Source organism: Pseudoclavibacter sp. 8L, from assembly GCF_902506465.1.
Lineage (GTDB): Bacteria > Actinomycetota > Actinomycetes > Actinomycetales > Microbacteriaceae > Pseudoclavibacter.
The window spans coordinates 44,325-59,558 of record NZ_LR733208.1; the positions used below are offsets into that span (position 1 = coordinate 44,325).

Consider the following 15,234-nt stretch of genomic DNA (forward strand, 5'->3'; position numbering starts at 1 on the left):
ATGCAGCGCTTCGCCCTCATCGGCGCCGGGTTCATCGGCGCCGTCCACGCCCAGAGTCTCGCGGCCAACCCGGACGTCGACTTCCGATTCATCTACGACGTCGACCAGGCCAGGGCCGAGAAGCTGGCCGCCTCGCACGGCGCCGCTGCGGCGTCCTCGCTCGAGCAGCTCTTCGATGCGGCAGAGGTCGACGCGGTGCTCATCGCGTCGTCCACGAACAAGCACGCCGATCACCTGCGGCTCGCGGCCGATGCCGGTATCGCGGCGCTCTGCGAGAAGCCCATCGATCTCGATCTGGAGCGCGCCCGCGAGACGGTCGAGTACGTCGAGGAATCCGGCATCACCGCCATGGTCGACTTCAACCGACGCTTCGACCGCGACTACGCCGAGCTGAAGCGCACCGTGGATGCTGGGGAGATCGGCACCGTCGAGCTGCTGCAGCTCTCGAGTCGTGGCCCCTCCATGCCGCCGCTCGAGTACATCGCGGTCTCGGGTGGGCAGATGCGCGACCAGACGGTGCACTTCTTCGACCTCGCGACGTGGATCACGGGACTCGACGCTGTCGCGGTGTACGCGACGGGCGGTGCGCTCGCCGAGCCGAGGGTCGCCGACTACGGCGACGTCGACACCTCGATCGCGACCGTGCGGCTCGCGAACGGCGCGCTCGTGCAGATCGACAGCATCCGTCGCTCGGGGTACGGCTACGACGAGCGCATCGAGGTTTTCGGCTCGGAGGGGCTCGTCGAGGCCAAGCGGCACCCCGCAGGTCAGGTCGCGAGGTACGGCAAGGGCGTCGTCGTCGGGTCGGGGATGCACGCCGGCTGGTTCGAGCGCGTGCAGCCCACGTATGCGGCCGCGCTCGCGGAGTTCGTCGCGGCACTCGAGGACGGTCGCGCGCCGTCGCCGTCGCTGCGGGATGCGCTGCGGGCCCAGGCGATCGCGGAGGCCGCGACGCGGTCGCTCGCGAGTGGGCGTGAAGAGCCGGTGGGGTAGGAGTCACCTCTGCTCTTCGGGTGGGCGGTCGCTCCGCGATCGCCCGCCTCTTCGCGCCGTGGCGAAGCTGAGATGGACGCGTCACAAAAAAGTGTTTGCTTAATACACCTGTTGAGCTATTGTCATGACAAGTCAGTGACGTGCTCGTTGCTCTCGGACAAGGATGACCGAGCGAGCACACGTGGGTTCCTCAAGACGCCGTCCCCCAGCGGCTGTCCTGTCGAGCGTCCAACTGGCGTCATCACGGCATTCAAAGGAGTTTTCGTGAAGAAGAAACGTCTCATGTTCGGCCTGGCAGCACTCGCAATGGTGCCGGTCTTCGCGCTCACCGCCTGCTCCTCCGCAGGCGGACGCGACACCGGAACGGCCGAAGACCCCGCGGTCGCGGGCGTCGCAGACACGCCCTCCATCAAGATCGCGATGATCACGCACGCCGCCCCGGGAGACACCTTCTGGGACATCGTTCGGAAGGGTGCCGAGACCGCGGCGGCGAAGGACAACGTCGAACTGCTCTATTCCTCCGACCCGCAGGCCCCGAACCAGGCCCAGCTCATCCAGCAGGCGATCGACCAGGGCGTCGACGGCATCGCCGTCACGATCGCCAAGGGCGACGCACTCGAAGACTCCATCAAGGCCGCCGTCGACGCCGGTATCCCCGTGGTCGCCTTCAACGGCGGAAGCAAAGAGGCCTTCGAGTTCGGTGCCTTCACCTACATCGGCCAGGACGAAGTGGTTGCAGGCCAGGCAGCTGGCGACAAGATCACCGAGCTCGGCTACACGAAGCCCCTCTGCATCATCCAGGAGCAGGGCCACGTCGGCCTCGAAGCCCGCTGCGCCGGCATCAAGGAGAAGGTGCCAGCCACCGAGATCCTGTACGTGACCGGGACGGACATGACGCAGGTCAAGTCGACCATCTCCGCCAAGCTCCAGTCGACCCCGGACACCGACGTCGTCATCGGACTCGGCGCCCCGTTCACGCTCACGGCGATCGACTCGGTCGCCGAGACCGGCTCCAGCGCCAAGGTCGCGTCCTTCGACCTCAACGCAGACCTCGCGCAGGCGATCGTCGACGGGGACGTCGTGTTCACCGTCGATCAGCAGCCCTACCTGCAGGGATACATGGCAGTCGACTCGCTCTGGCTGCAGAACAACGGCGAGTTCGCCCTCGGTGGCGGCAAGCCCGTGCTCACCGGCCCGACGATCATCGACGAGAGCAACGCGGCCGTTGTCCTCGAAGAGGCCAAGAAGGGTATTCGCTAACCAGCGAGCCACGGTCGGGATGGCCGCGAGCCGCGGTCATCCCGACCTCTCACAAGGAAGTGCAGTCATGGTTCACACCGCAACACCAACTTCAGCATCGCCCCGAACTCCCGCCGCCGGCCCCGCATCCTCGAGCGCCGACGAGCGTGTCGGCAGACGCTCGCCGCTGTCGGTCATCCTCGGCCGGCCCGAGATGGGCGCCGTCGTCGGCGCCATCGTCGTGTTCGTCTTCTTCGCGATCGCGGCGCCCGTCTTCACCCAGGTCACCTCCCTCGCGACCGTCCTCTACGGCGCCTCCACGATCGGCATCATGGCGGTCGGCGTCTCCCTCCTCATGATCGGCGGCGAGTTCGACCTCTCCGCCGGTGTCGCCGTCATCTCCTCGGCGCTCACCGCATCCCTGTTCAGCTGGTACTTCGCGACCAACGTGTGGGTTGGCGTGCTCATGGGCCTCGTCTTCGCCCTCGTCGTCGGCTTCATCAACGGCTGGCTGCTCATCAAGACGAAGCTGCCGTCGTTCATCGTGACGCTCGCGTCGTTCCTCATGCTGACGGGACTCAATCTCGGCATCACTCGACTCGTGGGCGGCGGCGTCTCCAGCCCCGCCATCGCAGACATGGACGGCTTCGCATCGGCCAAGGCGATCTTCGCCAGCGAGATCCCCGTCTTCGGCGTCAACGTGAACGTCACCGTCTTCATCTGGATCGCGCTGGTGCTCGTCGCCACGTTCATCCTGATGCGCACCAAGATCGGCAACTGGATCTTCGCCGTCGGCGGCGACGAGAACGCGGCCCGCGCGGTCGGTGTGCCCGTCACGGCGACCAAGATCGGGCTCTTCATGGGCGTCGGGTTCTGCGCCTGGATCCTGGGCATGCACAACCTGTTCGCTTTCAACGTGGTCCAGTCGGGCGAGGGTATCGGCAACGAGTTCCTCTACATCATCGCGGCCGTCATCGGCGGCTGCCTCCTCACCGGCGGCTACGGCTCGGCGATCGGCGGCGCCATCGGCGCCTTGATCTTCGGCATGGCAAACAAGGGCATCGTCTACGCCCAGTGGAACCCGGACTGGTTCAAGTTCTTCCTCGGCCTCATGCTGCTGATGGCCACGATCGTGAACCTCGTCGTCAAGAAGAGGGCGGAGCAGAAGTGATGACAACGAACCAGACAGCAGCGGCGGAGGTGCAGCAACCCGATCGCGTCGAGCAGGGCACGCACCTCATCTCGCTTCGGGATGCGGGCAAGCGGTACGGCAACATCCTCGCGCTGCAGAACGTCGACATGGACGTCGACCCTGGACGCGTCACCTGCGTGCTCGGCGACAACGGTGCCGGCAAATCGACGCTCATCAAGATCATCGCGGGACGCCACGAGCACACCGACGGCGAGTTCCTCATCGAGGGCGAGTCGGTGCACCTCAAGTCGCCACGCGAGGCCCTCGAGCGGGGCATCGCGGCCGTCTACCAGGACCTCGCGGTCGTGCCGCTCATGCCCATCTGGCGCAACTTCTTCCTCGGCTCCGAGCTCACGAAGGGCTTCGGCCCCTTCAAGAGCCTCGACGTCGACCAGATGAAGGAGATCACGAAGAAGGAGCTGCTCGACATGGGCATCGACCTTCGCGACGTCGACCAGCCCATCGGCCAGCTCTCCGGCGGCGAGCGGCAGTGCGTCGCGATCGCCCGCGCCGTGTACTTCGGCGCGAAGGCGCTCATCCTCGACGAGCCGACCGCCGCCCTCGGCGTGAAGCAGTCGGGTGTGGTGCTGCGCTACATCCTCGCGGCCCGCGACCGTGGACTCGGCGTGATCTTCATCACCCACAACCCGCACCACGCGTTCCCCGTCGGCGACAGTTTCCTGCTCCTCAAGCGCGGCAAGTCGATCGGCTACTACGACAAAGCCGACATCACCCTCGACGAGCTCACCGCGCAGATGGCCGGCGGCGCCGAACTCGAAGAACTCGCCCACGAGCTCGAACAGCTCGGCGGATACACGCAGGACATCGCCGTCATCCGCGAAGTCGAGGACGACATCCCGGACGTGCCCGCAAAGTAGGCGCGAGCATCCACCGTCGGGCGCTGCGAGCAGCGCGAGGAACGGCCGGCACCCTCAGCGGGGTGCCGGCCGTTTCGCGCGCTCGGGAGGCTCGTCAGCGGCGCGGGCTGCCGAACGGGCCGTTGTCGCGGTCGACGACCTCCTTGCCGAGGGGCGAGAGGGAGATCGGGATCATCTTGAAGTCGGCGATACCCATCGGGATGCCGATGATGGTGATGCACAGCGCGATGCCAGAGACGATGTGGCCGATCGCGAGCCACCAGCCCGCGAGGATGAACCAGATTACGTTGCCGATGAACGAGAACGCTCCGGCGTCGGGTCGCGAGACGACGTCGCGGCCGAAGGGCCAGAGCGCGTAGAGCCCGATGCGGAACGAGGCGATCGCCCACGGGATTGTGACGATCGGGATGCACAGCAGCACGCCCGCGAGGACGTAGCCGCAGAAGAGCCAGAACCCCGAGAGGAGGAGCCAGATGATGTTGAGGAGAGTGCGCATGCGAACAGCCTGCAGCAACTCGCGATGTATCGCGTCATACTGGAGGGTGAAATCGCTCATGTTCATATGTCATGACAAATGAGCCTCCGAGGGTTATGCTCGCTTGCAGGCACGTTGGCGTGCCCCAGCACCCCACTCATTCCGCACACCGAGGTGAACCATGAGCTCCGCCCCCACTCCGCCATACGTCGGCCTGCCCGCCGATGACGTCCTCCAGCTCCTGCGCGCCGAAGAGCGGGAACTCGACTTCCCGAGCTTCACGCTCGAGGATGCCTGGCAGGTCGGCACGTGGCTGCGCCACGAGTCGCTCGTGCGCGGGCACAGCGTCGCCGTCTCGATCGTCCTGGGTGGGCAGCGGGCGTTCCACGCGGCGACCCCCGGCTCCGCAGCGCTCAACGACGCGTGGCTCGCCCGCAAATTCCGGGTTGTCGAGCACTTCGGCCACTCGACCCTCACGGTCCGGTACACCTACGAGGCGAACGGCGAGGACTTCGCCGCCGACTCGCTGCTCGACCCGCGAGAGTACGCCGCTGCCGGCGGCGCCTTCCCCATCCGCATCGGGGGAACGCTTGCTGGTGCCGTCGGCGTGAGTGGCCTCGAGATGCACGAGGACCACGCGCTGGTCGTCGAAGCGCTGCGCGTGCACCGAGTACTCTCCTAGCCACGAGTCACCAGGGTGCTGACTGACCTGCAGCCCGTGCCCCCGCTCAACGTGTGAGGAGCCTGGCTTTCGGCGACGCCGATGGGTTCTCAGGGTGCTCGTGCTGGGTTTCGGTGACTGGTGATGGGTTTCATCCCATCACGGTCGCCAAAACCCATCACGGTCCGAGACGAGCGCGGTTCGAGAGCGGCACGAGAGGCAAACGGTGATCGTGCTCAGTAGTGGTAGCGAGCCTGCAGGATGACAACCGACTCCTCGGTTGCCGTGTAGACCAGTCGGTGCTCGCCATCGATGCGCCGAGACCAGGCTCCGGCCATGGCATGCTTCAGAGCCTCGGGCTTCCCTATCCCCGCGAACGGATCAGCGCGCAGGACGTCATCGATGAGCGTGTTGATGCGCTTGAGGGTCCGCCTGTCCTGCTTCTGCCAGTAGAGGTAGTCTTCCCGCCCCTCGGAGGTCCAGGTCAGCAGGCGAGCGGTCATGCCTCGTGGCGTGTGTGCTCTTCGGTCTGCCCTGATCGCGCCTGGTGCATCGCTGCAAGCAGGCGTTCGGCGTTCTTCGGGGAGCGCAGCAGGTAGCTCGTCTCGATGAGTGCGTCGTACTCATCCTTCGAGATCAGCACGGCGGATCCTCGCTTGGACGTGATCTCCACTTCCGAATGGTCGAGATTCACGCGCTCGACGAGGCCGAAGAGGTCTCGGCGAGCCTCGCTGGTCGTGATGGCCACGGGTCCCCCTCTTGTACAAGATGTGGTACCAGTCTACGTCTGGGCACTCCGGCGGCGCTACTGCTCCGCGATGGCGTCGAGCACGTCGTCGGCGTAGCGCTCCAGCTTCGCCGCGCCGACGCCTGAGATCGCCGCGAGCTGCGCATGCTGACGCGGCTTCACCTCGGCGATAGCCGCGAGCGTCGCATCCGTGAACACGATGTACGCCGGCACGCCCTGCTCCTTCGCCGTCTCCGCCCGCCAGGCACGCAGTCGCTCGAACACTTCGCGCTGCGACTCGGTGAGGGCCGCTGCTGCCGCGCTGCCGCCGCCGGAGCGGCCCGAGTACTCGCCGCGCGAGCGTCGCCCGTTCGAGCCGGGCGCCTTCGGGGGCTCCTTGCGGAACATGAGCTGACGCTCGCCGCGCAGCACCGGGGCGGCCTCGCTCGTGAGCGCGAGCACACCGTACTCGCCGCGCACCGCGAGCACGCCCGCGGCGAGCAGCTGCCGCACGACCCCACGCCATTCCGTGTCGCCCAGGTCCTTGCCGATGCCGAACGTGGACAGCTCGTCGTGCTTCCAGTGCGTGACCTTGTCGGTGGTCTTCCCCGTGAGGATGTCGATGAGCTGGCCGGCGCCGAACGCCTGGCCGTTGCGCTCCCTGTCGAGCCGCAGCACCGTCGAGAGCAGCTTCTGCGCGGGAACCGTGCCGTCCCATGAGTCGGGAGGTGAGATGCACGTGTCGCAGTTGCCGCACGGCTCGCTCAGCTGCCCGAAGTAGGCGAGGAGCTGCACGCGGCGACACGTGACCGTCTCGCAGAGCGCGAGCATCGCGTCGAGGTGCTGGCTCTGCGCACGCTTGCGCTGCGCGTCGCCTTCGCCCTCGGCGATCATGCGCCGCTGCTGCACCACGTCCTGGAGCCCGTAGGCGAGCCAGGCGGTCGAGGGGAGTCCGTCGCGTCCGGCGCGACCCGTCTCCTGGTAGTAGCCCTCGATGCTCTTCGGCAGGTCGAGGTGGGCGACGAAGCGCACATCGGGTTTGTCGATGCCCATGCCGAACGCGATCGTCGCGACCATGACGACCCCGTCTTCGCGCAGGAACTTCGACTGGTGCCTCGCCCGCGTCTCGGCGGGCATGCCGGCGTGGTAGCCGAGGGCATTCACGCCCTGCCCACGCAGCCACTCCGAGATGTTCTCGACCGACTTGCGGCTCAGGCAGTAGACGACGCCCGCATCGCCCGAGTGCTCCTCCTGGATGAGGCGCAGCAGCTGCGCCTTCGGGGTCTGCTTGGGGGAGACTCGGTACTGGATGTTGGGGCGGTCGAAGCTCGCGACGAACACCTTCGCGTCGTCGAGCGCAAGCCGCTCGACGATCTCCTGCCGCGTCTCGCTCGTCGCGGTCGCCGTCAGCGCGATGCGCGGAACCCCTGGCCACCGCTCGGCGATCATCGACAGGTTCAGGTAGTCGGGTCGGAAGTCGTGCCCCCACTGCGCGACGCAGTGCGCCTCGTCGATGGCGAACAGCGAGATGTTCGTTCGGCTGAGGAGGTCGGCTGCGACGGGCAGACGTTCCGGTGCCAGATAGATGAGGTCGAGCTCGCCCGCCAGCAGCTGACGCTCGACGTCGCGGCGCTCGTCGATGGACTGCGTGGAGTTGAGGAACGCGGCCCGCACGCCGAGCTGCTCGAGTGCCCCGACCTGGTCGTGCATGAGCGCGATGAGCGGCGAGATGACGACGCCGGTGCCCTCGCGGACCAGCGCGGGCACCTGGTAGCAGAGGCTCTTCCCGCCACCGGTCGGCATGAGCACAACGGCATCGTCGCCGGCGCACAACCGCTCGATGATCTGCGCCTGATCGCCGCGGAAGTCGTCGTAGCCGAAGACCTCCCTGAGCACCGTCTGCGCGCGCTGGAGCAGGGTCCCTGATGGAGCGGGGGCATCTGTCTCGTGCGTTGCGACCATGCAAGCAACCCTAGGCGCGACCTCGGACATCCGCTCGGTCATCCACAGGCACGGTCGCCCCACGTGCCCCGCAACGAGCGACGACCCGGTGCTACCCCGCCGCGCGGATGCGGGACACCGGCGGGTAGTACCGGAAGCCCGGGATGAAGAGCGGGGGCGGTTGGACGGCCGGCTTCCGACGCGGCAGCGTGTGGCCGAAGGGATCGGACTGCGCCGCCCGGTGCTGCTGCTCGGCCTGCCGATGCGCCTCGGTGTTCGGCTGCGAGGCCAGCCGGTTCGGGGCGTCGCGGGTGCGCGCAGGACGCCGTGGACTGTTCACGCTCCACTCCCATCGCCGGTGGATCTGGGGCGCCGCGGCAGCCCAGTCGAGGTGGCCCCACGCTAGCGAGAATCGTCGCGCGGCACACCCGAGCGGACGGGGAGAACTGCCCGTCGCCGTTCGGTGCTCGGCGGCGAGCGCTCCTCAGCCGCTTGTATCAGCCGCGCTCGACCGTGTGTCCGGCGCCCGCCCACTCCGACATGCCGCCGAGCACGTTGACGACCGGCTTGTCCTGCTGCTCGAGGTAGGCCGCCGCTCGCTCGCTGCGCACGCCAGCGGCGCAGATCAGGTAGACCGGGCCGTCATCCGGCACCTCGCCTGCGCGCTCCACGAGTTCGCTGAGCGGCACGTTGCTGGCCCAGGGGATGCGCACGGCCGAGAATTCGTCCGGCTCGCGGACGTCGATGATGGTGGCCTGCTCGCCGAGCGCCGCGAGCTGGGTGATGTCGATGGTCTGCACGAATGCTCCTCCTGGACTTGCCGGTACCCGACGGTGTCGCGGGCCGCGGCCCACGCTACTTGAGTCGTCTCGGTGGGACCTTTCGCCCCGTTCCAGCCTGATCGTGGTGGGTGCGCGATCCTCGGCATCGGGGACTTGGCAATTCGCCGAAGACGGGTGTATCTTCGCGAAAGGTAAGCCTTACCTGGCCTACCGCGCATGGACGCCTGGGCTATGGCTGGCCCTCACGCCCGCCAGCCCGTACCCCCTCACGCCCAGGAACCCAACATGCTCGGCTCTCTGCTCATCGGACTCCGCGAAGGCCTCGAAGCGGCGCTTGTCGTCGGCATCCTCATCGCCTACGCCAGGCGCATCCAGCGTCCCGACATCGTGCGCCGCATCTGGCTCGGCGTCGCATTCGCGGTCGTCGCGTCGCTCATCCTCGGCGCCGTCCTCACCTTCGGCGCCTACGGACTCTCCTTCCAGGCACAGGAGATCATCGGCGGCAGTCTCTCGCTCGTCGCCGTGGCCATGGTCACGTGGATGGTCTTCTGGATGCTCCGAGTCTCCAAGACCCTCAAGCACGAGCTGGAAGGGCAGGTCGACCGGCACCTCGGCGGCAGCGGATGGGGCATCGTCGCCGTCGCCTTCGTCTCCGTCGCACGCGAAGGGCTCGAGACAGCGCTCTTCGTCTGGTCGACGACCCGCTCGGGCGACGGCTGGGTGCTCGGCTTCCTCGGCGCCATCGTCGGACTGCTCCTCGCGGTCGGCCTCGCCTGGGGGCTCTTCCGCGGCGTCGTGCGCATCAACCTCTCCACGTTCTTCACGTGGACCGGCGCCATCCTCATCGTCTTCGCCGCAGGCATCGTCGCCTACGCCATCCACGACCTGCAGGAAGCCGCCGTCCTGCCCGGCCCCTTCATCGCGGCGCCGGAGGGCGCATCCGCCGCCGTGCAGGCCTGGTTCGGCGAGAACGCGTGGGCGTTCCGCATCCCGGAGGTCATCCCGCCGGACGGGCTCCTCGGGGCGCTCCTCAAGGGCACCATCGGCTTCACGCCCGAGATGACGAAGCTCGAGATCTTCGCCTACTTCGCCTACCTGGTCCCGACAGCCGCGCTCTTCGCCGTCCGCACGCGCTCCGGCCGCCGCCAATCGACCCACAACACATCACCTCAGCCTGCGGCGACCGCCGCACGCTGAGCACCGCCCTCAGCATCCCCTCTCAGAAGGACAACCATGCACCTCAAGCCACTCACGGTCGGACTGCTCTCCGCCGTCACGCTCGTCTCCCTCACCGGTTGCGTGCCGAACGCGCCGGCTGACGCCTCCTCCTCGCTCGCCGTCTCGAGCACCGACACCGACTGCACGGTCTCCGGCGCCTCCGCCGCCAGCGGCCCCATCACCTTCGAGGTCACCAACGACGGCGAACGCGTCACCGAGTTCTACCTGCTCGCCGACGACGGACTCCGCATCGTCGGCGAGGTCGAGAACATCGCGCCAGGAACGAGCCGCCAGCTCTCGGTCGTCGCGCAGCCGGGCAGCTACTTCACCGTGTGCAAGCCGGGCATGCTCGGGGCCGGCATCGGCCAGACCGCCTTCTCTGTCTCGGGCGAGGCAGTCGCGGTCGCTGCCGACGACCAAGCGGCCTACGACGAAGCCGTCACGAGCTACACCGCCTACCTGCGCAACCAGGTCGCCGAGCTCGTCCCCCTCGTGGATCAGTTCACGACCGCCTACAAGTCGGGCGACGACGAGGCCGCGCGCGAGCTCTTCGCAGCCGCGCGAGTGCCATACGAGCGCATCGAGCCGACCGCTGAGGCCTTCGGTGACCTCGACCCCAAGATCGACTACCGCGAGGTCGACGCCGTCGCCGAGGGCCTCGACTGGACCGGCTTCCACCGGATCGAGAAGGACCTCTGGCAGCCGAAGCCCGGTGACAAGAACTCCGACGACACCGATGCGTTCCTCGACTGGGCGCCGTCGACCACGGCCGAGCGCGCGCAGTACGCGGACCAGCTCGTCGCCGACATCCAGCAGCTCGCGGACCTCGTGAACAGCGACGAGTTCTCGATCTCCATCGAGGACATCACGAACGGCGCCATCGGCCTGCTCGACGAGGTCGCGACCGGCAAGATCTCGGGTGAGGAAGACTGGTGGTCCGGCACCGACCTCAGCGACTTCAAGGCGAACGTCGAGGGCGCGGAGGTCGCGTTCGGCATCGTCGAGGACGTCGCCCGGTCGAAGGGCGAGGACGGCATCGCGATCGCCGACTCGATCAGCACCGAGTTCACCGCGCTCAACGACCTGCTCGCGAGCTACGGCAGCTACGAGGACGGCTTCACCAACTACCGCGACCTCACCCCCGAACAGGTGAAGGAGCTGTCGACCCAGGTCGACGCGCTCGCCGAGCCGCTCTCGCAGCTCACGACCACCGTGCTCGGGCTGCCGGCATAGCGCGCTCCCAGCGCACCCGGCCAGCTTGCGTGACCATCGGCCTGAGATCACCCCGAACGCGGTGAGCACCCGCGGATGGTCACGCAAGCTGGCCACTCTCATCAGATCAACCCAGGAGGGCTGCCCGTGAGCGCAGGCGAGACCCCGAACGAACACGACGTCGAAGAACCGGCCCGCGGCCTGTCCCGCCGCGGTCTCCTCGGCCTCCTCGGCGCCGGAGCGGCCGGAATCGCCGCAGGTGGTGCCGGCGGCTTCGGGATCGCCGCGGCAACCGGTGCCGGCGCGACCTCCCACGCCGGCAGCGCGACCCAGTACCCCTTCAACGGCGAGCATCAGGCCGGCATCGTCACCCCGGCGCAGGACCGCATCCACTTCGCGACCTTCGACGTCCGCGAAGGGACGACGAGGGAGGACCTCGCGGAGCTGCTGCAGGACTGGAGCTACGCGTCGTCACGACTCGTGCAGGGCCTCGACGTCTCCGCCTCCGGAGCCGTCGGAGGATCGCCGCTCGCCCCACCCGATGACACCGGCGAGGCCCTCGGACTGCCGCCCTCGGCGCTCACCATCACGTTCGGATTCGGCCCGACGCTCTTCGTCGACGGCGACGGGGTCGACCGCTTCGGCCTGGCCAGCAAGCAGCCGGCGAAGCTCGCGCAGCTCCCACGCTTCTCCGGAGACGCGCTCGACAGCGCGCTCTCGGGCGGCGACCTCTGCATCCAGGCCTGCGCCGACGACCCCCAGGTCGCGGTCCATGCCATCCGCAACCTCACGCGCATCGGCTTCGGCCGCGTCATCCTGCGCTGGTCGCAGCTGGGATTCGGGCGCACCTCGTCGACCTCGACGAGCCAGGCCACACCCCGCAACCTCTTCGGCTTCAAGGACGGCACCGCGAACGTCAAGGCGGAGGAGACGAGCGCCACGACCGAGCACGTCTGGGTCGCCCCAGGCGACGGCGTCGACTGGCTGGCCGGCGGCTCCTACCTCGTGGCCAGGCGCATCCGCATGATGATCGAGTCGTGGGACAGAGTCCGGCTCGAGGAGCAGGAGCAGATCATCGGCCGCGACAAGCGCGCCGGGGCGCCGCTCAGCGGCGGCGAGGAGTTCGCAGAACCCGACTTCGCGGCCGAGAGCAGCACGACGTTCGGGCAGCCGGCCATCGACGCGAACTCCCACGTCGCGCTCGCGCATCCCGGGAAGAACGCGGGCGCTCGGCTCCTGCGCCGCGGCTACAACTTCGTCGACGGCAACGACGAGCTCGGACGCCTCAACGCCGGCCTCTTCTTCCTGTCCTACCAGCGAGACCCGGAGCAGTTCATCCGCGTGCAGCAGTCGCTCAGCACCGACCTCCTCAACGAGTACATCAAGCACACGGGCAGCGGCATCTGGGCGATTCCCCCTGGCGCTCGCGAGGGCGGGTACGTCGGCGAGACGCTGTTCGGCTGACTCGGTGGGCGGGCGAGCGGATGCGGCCCGGAACGTTGCGCGCCCGTTGCCGACCCCATACCCGGCGCTCAGGCGCCTCATAGCTCCTCCATAGATCGAGGAGGAGACTAGAGGTATGCCTCCCACCGATCAGTCGAGCTCGCGACTCGGCCCGATGCTCAAGGCGGCCGACGGGTCCGCCATCAGAGTGCTCGTCGTCGACGACGAGCCCTCGCTCACCGACCTTCTCAGGATGGCGCTGCGCTACGAGGGCTGGGAGGTGCGCACCGCCGCAGACGGGGCATCCGCGGTGAAGGTCGCCCGCGAGTTCAAGCCGCACGCGGCCGTGCTCGACATCATGCTCCCCGACACGGACGGGCTCTCGCTGCTGCACCGCATCCGCGCCGACGACGAGACGCTGCCCGTGCTCTTCCTGACCGCGAAGGACGCGCTCGCCGACCGACTCGCTGGGCTCACGGCCGGCGGCGACGACTACGTCACGAAGCCCTTCAGCCTGGAGGAGGTCATCGCGCGCGTGCGCGGCCTCGTCCGCCGATCCATGCTCACGCAGGGCGGCGCCAACGACCCCGTGCTGCGCGTCGGCGACCTCAGCCTCGACGAGGAGAGCTACGAGGTGCGCCGCGGCGACGACCTCATCGAGCTCACGGCCACCGAGTTCGAGCTGCTGCGCTTCCTCATGCGCAACCCCCGCCGCGTGCTGTCGAAGGCGCAGATCCTCGACCACGTGTGGAGCTACGACTTCGGCGGGCGCGAGACCGTCGTCGAGCTGTACATCTCCTACCTGCGCAAGAAGGTCGACGCTGGCCGCGAGCCCATGATCAGCACGGTTCGCGGTGTCGGCTACATGCTCAAGGCCACGGAATGAGCGCGCCGGGAGGCGTATCCCCTGCAGCTCTCCCCCCGAACGCCCCGCCGTCGGGCGCGGATGGGAGGCGCGAGCGTGCGCCGCTGACCCTCCGAAGGCGACTCGTCCTCGGACTCGTCGCGACGCTCGTCATCGTGACCGCCGTCATCGGCGCCGTCAGCGTGACGCTGCTGCACAACGTGCTCGTCGACCGGCTCGACCAGCAGCTCTCCTCAGCGAGCGACCGAGGCCGCGAAGGCGCGTCCGGTCCCGGCGACACGGGCGGACCGCTCTCCATCACCCCGAACGCGACGTTCGTGCTGAAGCTCCCCGGCCAGGCGGAGGGCACCGTCGGCGCGGTCATCGACGACGACACCGTCATCTCGGCGGGCGCCCTCAACAGTCTCGGCGAGGTCGTGCTGATCTCCCCGGCCACCGCCGAGGAACTCGCGAGCGTCCCGCAGGACGGGCAGGCGCACACCGTCACCGTCCTCGGCATCGGCGAGGTCAGGGCGCAGGCAAGCGAAGGGCCAGCCGGGTACGGCGTCGTCATCGCCCTCCCGCTCGGCGACGTCAACGCGACGACGACGACGCTGAGCCTCATGATCGCCCTCATCGGACTCCTCGGCATGGGGCTCGCCGCGGTCTTCACGTCGCGTTGGATCCGCGCATCCATGGCCCCGCTCGAGCGGGTCGAGCATCTCGCGACCAGCATCTCGAAGCTGCCCCTCACCTCGGGCGACGCGGCCCTCGACGTGCGGGTCGAACCGCGCGACGCGGACCCGCGCACCGAGGTCGGGCGCATGGGCCAGGCCTTCAACACGATGCTCGGGCACATCTCCCGCGCCTTCACCGCGAGGGAGGCGAGCGAAGCGAAGATGCGGCAGTTCGTGGCGGATGCGAGCCACGAGCTGCGCACCCCACTCGCGTCCATCCGCGGCTATTCCGAGCTCACGCGCCGCAGCCGCGCAGACCTGCCGGAGGACACGGCGCGCGCGCTCGAGCGGATCGACTCGGAGTCCGTCCGCATGACCGCGCTTGTCGAGGAGCTCCTGCTGCTCGCCCGCCTCGACGAGGGCGTCGACGTCGAGCACAGCACGGTCGACCTGTCGCTCATCGCCCTCGAGGCGGTCGGCGACGCGCACGCGGCGTGGCCCCAGCATCGGTGGAACCTCGACATTCCCGGCGTCGCCATCGAGGTGACGGGTGTCGACGCGCAGCTGCGCCGAGTCGTCTCGAACCTCCTCGCCAATGCGAACGCGCACACCCCTGCGGGAACGAACGTCACCCTGACGCTCGGCCTCGAGGGCAGCAACGCCGTGCTCAGGGTCGTCGATGACGGGCCAGGCATCGACCCTGGCGTGCTCGAGCACCTCTTCGAGCGCTTCGTGCGCGGCGACGTTTCGCGCACGCGCGGCGAGACCGAGGCGAGTTCCATCCCGGTCACCCGCGGCACGGGCCTCGGCCTCTCGATCGTGAAGAGCGTGGTGGATGCGCACGGCGGCACGATCTCCGTCGACAGCCGCCCTGGCGAGACGCGCTTCATGGTGCGCCTGCCGCTCGCCGAGCCCCAGCCGTCGCGAGGCTGAGCCCCGCGCGAGGCTGAGC

At 68.4% G+C, this 15,234-nt stretch carries 16 protein-coding genes; 10 read left to right on the forward strand and 6 right to left on the reverse strand.

Going from position 1 to position 15,234, the window contains the following annotated elements:
• From GV007_RS18280 to GV007_RS18295, 4 genes are all read left to right on the forward strand, one after another.
• On the forward strand, positions 1-993 hold the full coding sequence (locus GV007_RS18280; protein WP_160075171.1) for a Gfo/Idh/MocA family oxidoreductase: 993 nt from the start codon (positions 1-3) through the stop codon (positions 991-993).
• Between the two features lie 282 nt (positions 994-1,275).
• Positions 1,276-2,253, forward strand: coding sequence for a substrate-binding domain-containing protein (locus GV007_RS18285; RefSeq protein WP_104240252.1), 978 nt, complete (start codon positions 1,276-1,278; stop codon positions 2,251-2,253).
• A 67-nt stretch (positions 2,254-2,320) separates the two neighbouring features.
• Positions 2,321-3,403 (forward strand): ABC transporter permease, encoded by a 1,083-nt coding sequence (locus GV007_RS18290; RefSeq protein ID WP_160075173.1) that lies wholly within the window; start codon positions 2,321-2,323, stop codon positions 3,401-3,403.
• Positions 3,403-4,302: an ATP-binding cassette domain-containing protein gene (locus GV007_RS18295; protein ID WP_160075175.1), complete on the forward strand. Its 900-nt coding sequence runs from the start codon at positions 3,403-3,405 to the stop codon at positions 4,300-4,302. Before GV007_RS18290 ends, GV007_RS18295 begins: the two co-directional genes overlap by 1 nt.
• A gap of 94 nt (positions 4,303-4,396) precedes the next feature.
• Here the strand turns inward: GV007_RS18295 and GV007_RS18300 are convergent, their stop codons facing one another.
• Positions 4,397-4,798, reverse strand: coding sequence for a YccF domain-containing protein (locus tag GV007_RS18300; protein WP_160075177.1), 402 nt, complete (start codon positions 4,796-4,798; stop codon positions 4,397-4,399).
• A 160-nt stretch (positions 4,799-4,958) separates the two neighbouring features.
• Between GV007_RS18300 and GV007_RS18305 the strand changes: the two genes are divergently transcribed.
• The gene (locus GV007_RS18305) at positions 4,959-5,459 is read left to right on the forward strand and encodes a heme-degrading domain-containing protein (RefSeq protein WP_160075179.1); all 501 of its coding nucleotides are present in this window, start codon (positions 4,959-4,961) and stop codon (positions 5,457-5,459) included.
• A gap of 215 nt (positions 5,460-5,674) precedes the next feature.
• Here the strand turns inward: GV007_RS18305 and GV007_RS18310 are convergent, their stop codons facing one another.
• The 5 genes from GV007_RS18310 to GV007_RS18330 form a co-directional block, all read right to left on the reverse strand.
• Entirely contained in the window at positions 5,675-5,941 is a 267-nt protein-coding gene (locus GV007_RS18310) for a Txe/YoeB family addiction module toxin (protein ID WP_160075181.1), read from the reverse strand.
• Positions 5,938-6,186, reverse strand: coding sequence for a type II toxin-antitoxin system Phd/YefM family antitoxin (locus tag GV007_RS18315; RefSeq protein ID WP_160075183.1), 249 nt, complete (start codon positions 6,184-6,186; stop codon positions 5,938-5,940). Before GV007_RS18315 ends, GV007_RS18310 begins: the two co-directional genes overlap by 4 nt.
• 57 nt (positions 6,187-6,243) lie before the next feature.
• On the reverse strand, positions 6,244-8,127 hold the full coding sequence (recQ, locus tag GV007_RS18320; protein ID WP_236558633.1) for a DNA helicase RecQ: 1,884 nt from the start codon (positions 8,125-8,127) through the stop codon (positions 6,244-6,246).
• A gap of 91 nt (positions 8,128-8,218) precedes the next feature.
• The gene (locus GV007_RS18325; RefSeq protein WP_160075185.1) at positions 8,219-8,446 is read right to left on the reverse strand and encodes a hypothetical protein; all 228 of its coding nucleotides are present in this window, start codon (positions 8,444-8,446) and stop codon (positions 8,219-8,221) included.
• Positions 8,447-8,603: 157 nt separating this feature from the next.
• Positions 8,604-8,906, reverse strand: a complete 303-nt coding sequence (locus GV007_RS18330; RefSeq protein ID WP_160075187.1) for a rhodanese-like domain-containing protein — start codon at positions 8,904-8,906, stop codon at positions 8,604-8,606.
• Positions 8,907-9,173: 267 nt separating this feature from the next.
• On the opposite strand from GV007_RS18330, the gene efeU reads away from it, so the two are divergent.
• From efeU to GV007_RS18355, 5 genes are all read left to right on the forward strand, one after another.
• Positions 9,174-10,085 carry an iron uptake transporter permease EfeU gene (efeU, locus tag GV007_RS18335; RefSeq protein ID WP_160075189.1) on the forward strand — a complete coding sequence of 304 codons (912 nt, stop codon included), beginning with the start codon at positions 9,174-9,176 and terminating at the stop codon, positions 10,083-10,085.
• A gap of 36 nt (positions 10,086-10,121) precedes the next feature.
• Complete coding sequence (efeO, locus tag GV007_RS18340; protein WP_160075191.1) at positions 10,122-11,339, forward strand: iron uptake system protein EfeO; 1,218 nt, start codon at positions 10,122-10,124, stop codon at positions 11,337-11,339.
• Between the two features lie 126 nt (positions 11,340-11,465).
• Positions 11,466-12,782, forward strand: a complete 1,317-nt coding sequence (gene efeB, locus GV007_RS18345) for an iron uptake transporter deferrochelatase/peroxidase subunit (RefSeq protein WP_236558634.1) — start codon at positions 11,466-11,468, stop codon at positions 12,780-12,782.
• A 115-nt stretch (positions 12,783-12,897) separates the two neighbouring features.
• Complete coding sequence (locus tag GV007_RS18350) at positions 12,898-13,647, forward strand: response regulator transcription factor (RefSeq protein ID WP_104240221.1); 750 nt, start codon at positions 12,898-12,900, stop codon at positions 13,645-13,647.
• The gene (locus GV007_RS18355; protein ID WP_160075195.1) at positions 13,644-15,215 is read left to right on the forward strand and encodes a sensor histidine kinase; all 1,572 of its coding nucleotides are present in this window, start codon (positions 13,644-13,646) and stop codon (positions 15,213-15,215) included. The genes GV007_RS18350 and GV007_RS18355 overlap by 4 nt, the downstream gene beginning before the upstream one ends.
• Positions 15,216-15,234 lie beyond the last annotated feature (19 nt).

What these genes read in the sequence shown, in the direction of transcription:
- GV007_RS18280 (WP_160075171.1), top strand. Translation starts at nt 1, where the DNA reads ATGCAGCGCTTCGCCCTCATCGGCGCCGGGTTCATCGGCGCCGTCCAC.
- GV007_RS18285 (WP_104240252.1), top strand. Translation starts at nt 1,276, where the DNA reads ATGTTCGGCCTGGCAGCACTCGCAATGGTGCCGGTCTTCGCGCTCACC.
- GV007_RS18290 (WP_160075173.1), top strand. Translation starts at nt 2,321, where the DNA reads ATGGTTCACACCGCAACACCAACTTCAGCATCGCCCCGAACTCCCGCC.
- GV007_RS18295 (WP_160075175.1), top strand. Translation starts at nt 3,403, where the DNA reads ATGACAACGAACCAGACAGCAGCGGCGGAGGTGCAGCAACCCGATCGC.
- GV007_RS18300 (WP_160075177.1), bottom strand. Translation starts at nt 4,798, where the DNA reads ATGCGCACTCTCCTCAACATCATCTGGCTCCTCCTCTCGGGGTTCTGG.
- GV007_RS18305 (WP_160075179.1), top strand. Translation starts at nt 4,959, where the DNA reads ATGAGCTCCGCCCCCACTCCGCCATACGTCGGCCTGCCCGCCGATGAC.
- GV007_RS18310 (WP_160075181.1), bottom strand. Translation starts at nt 5,941, where the DNA reads ATGACCGCTCGCCTGCTGACCTGGACCTCCGAGGGGCGGGAAGACTAC.
- recQ (WP_236558633.1), bottom strand. Translation starts at nt 8,127, where the DNA reads ATGGTCGCAACGCACGAGACAGATGCCCCCGCTCCATCAGGGACCCTG.
- efeU (WP_160075189.1), top strand. Translation starts at nt 9,174, where the DNA reads ATGCTCGGCTCTCTGCTCATCGGACTCCGCGAAGGCCTCGAAGCGGCG.
- efeO (WP_160075191.1), top strand. Translation starts at nt 10,122, where the DNA reads ATGCACCTCAAGCCACTCACGGTCGGACTGCTCTCCGCCGTCACGCTC.
- GV007_RS18350 (WP_104240221.1), top strand. Translation starts at nt 12,898, where the DNA reads ATGCCTCCCACCGATCAGTCGAGCTCGCGACTCGGCCCGATGCTCAAG.
- GV007_RS18355 (WP_160075195.1), top strand. Translation starts at nt 13,644, where the DNA reads ATGAGCGCGCCGGGAGGCGTATCCCCTGCAGCTCTCCCCCCGAACGCC.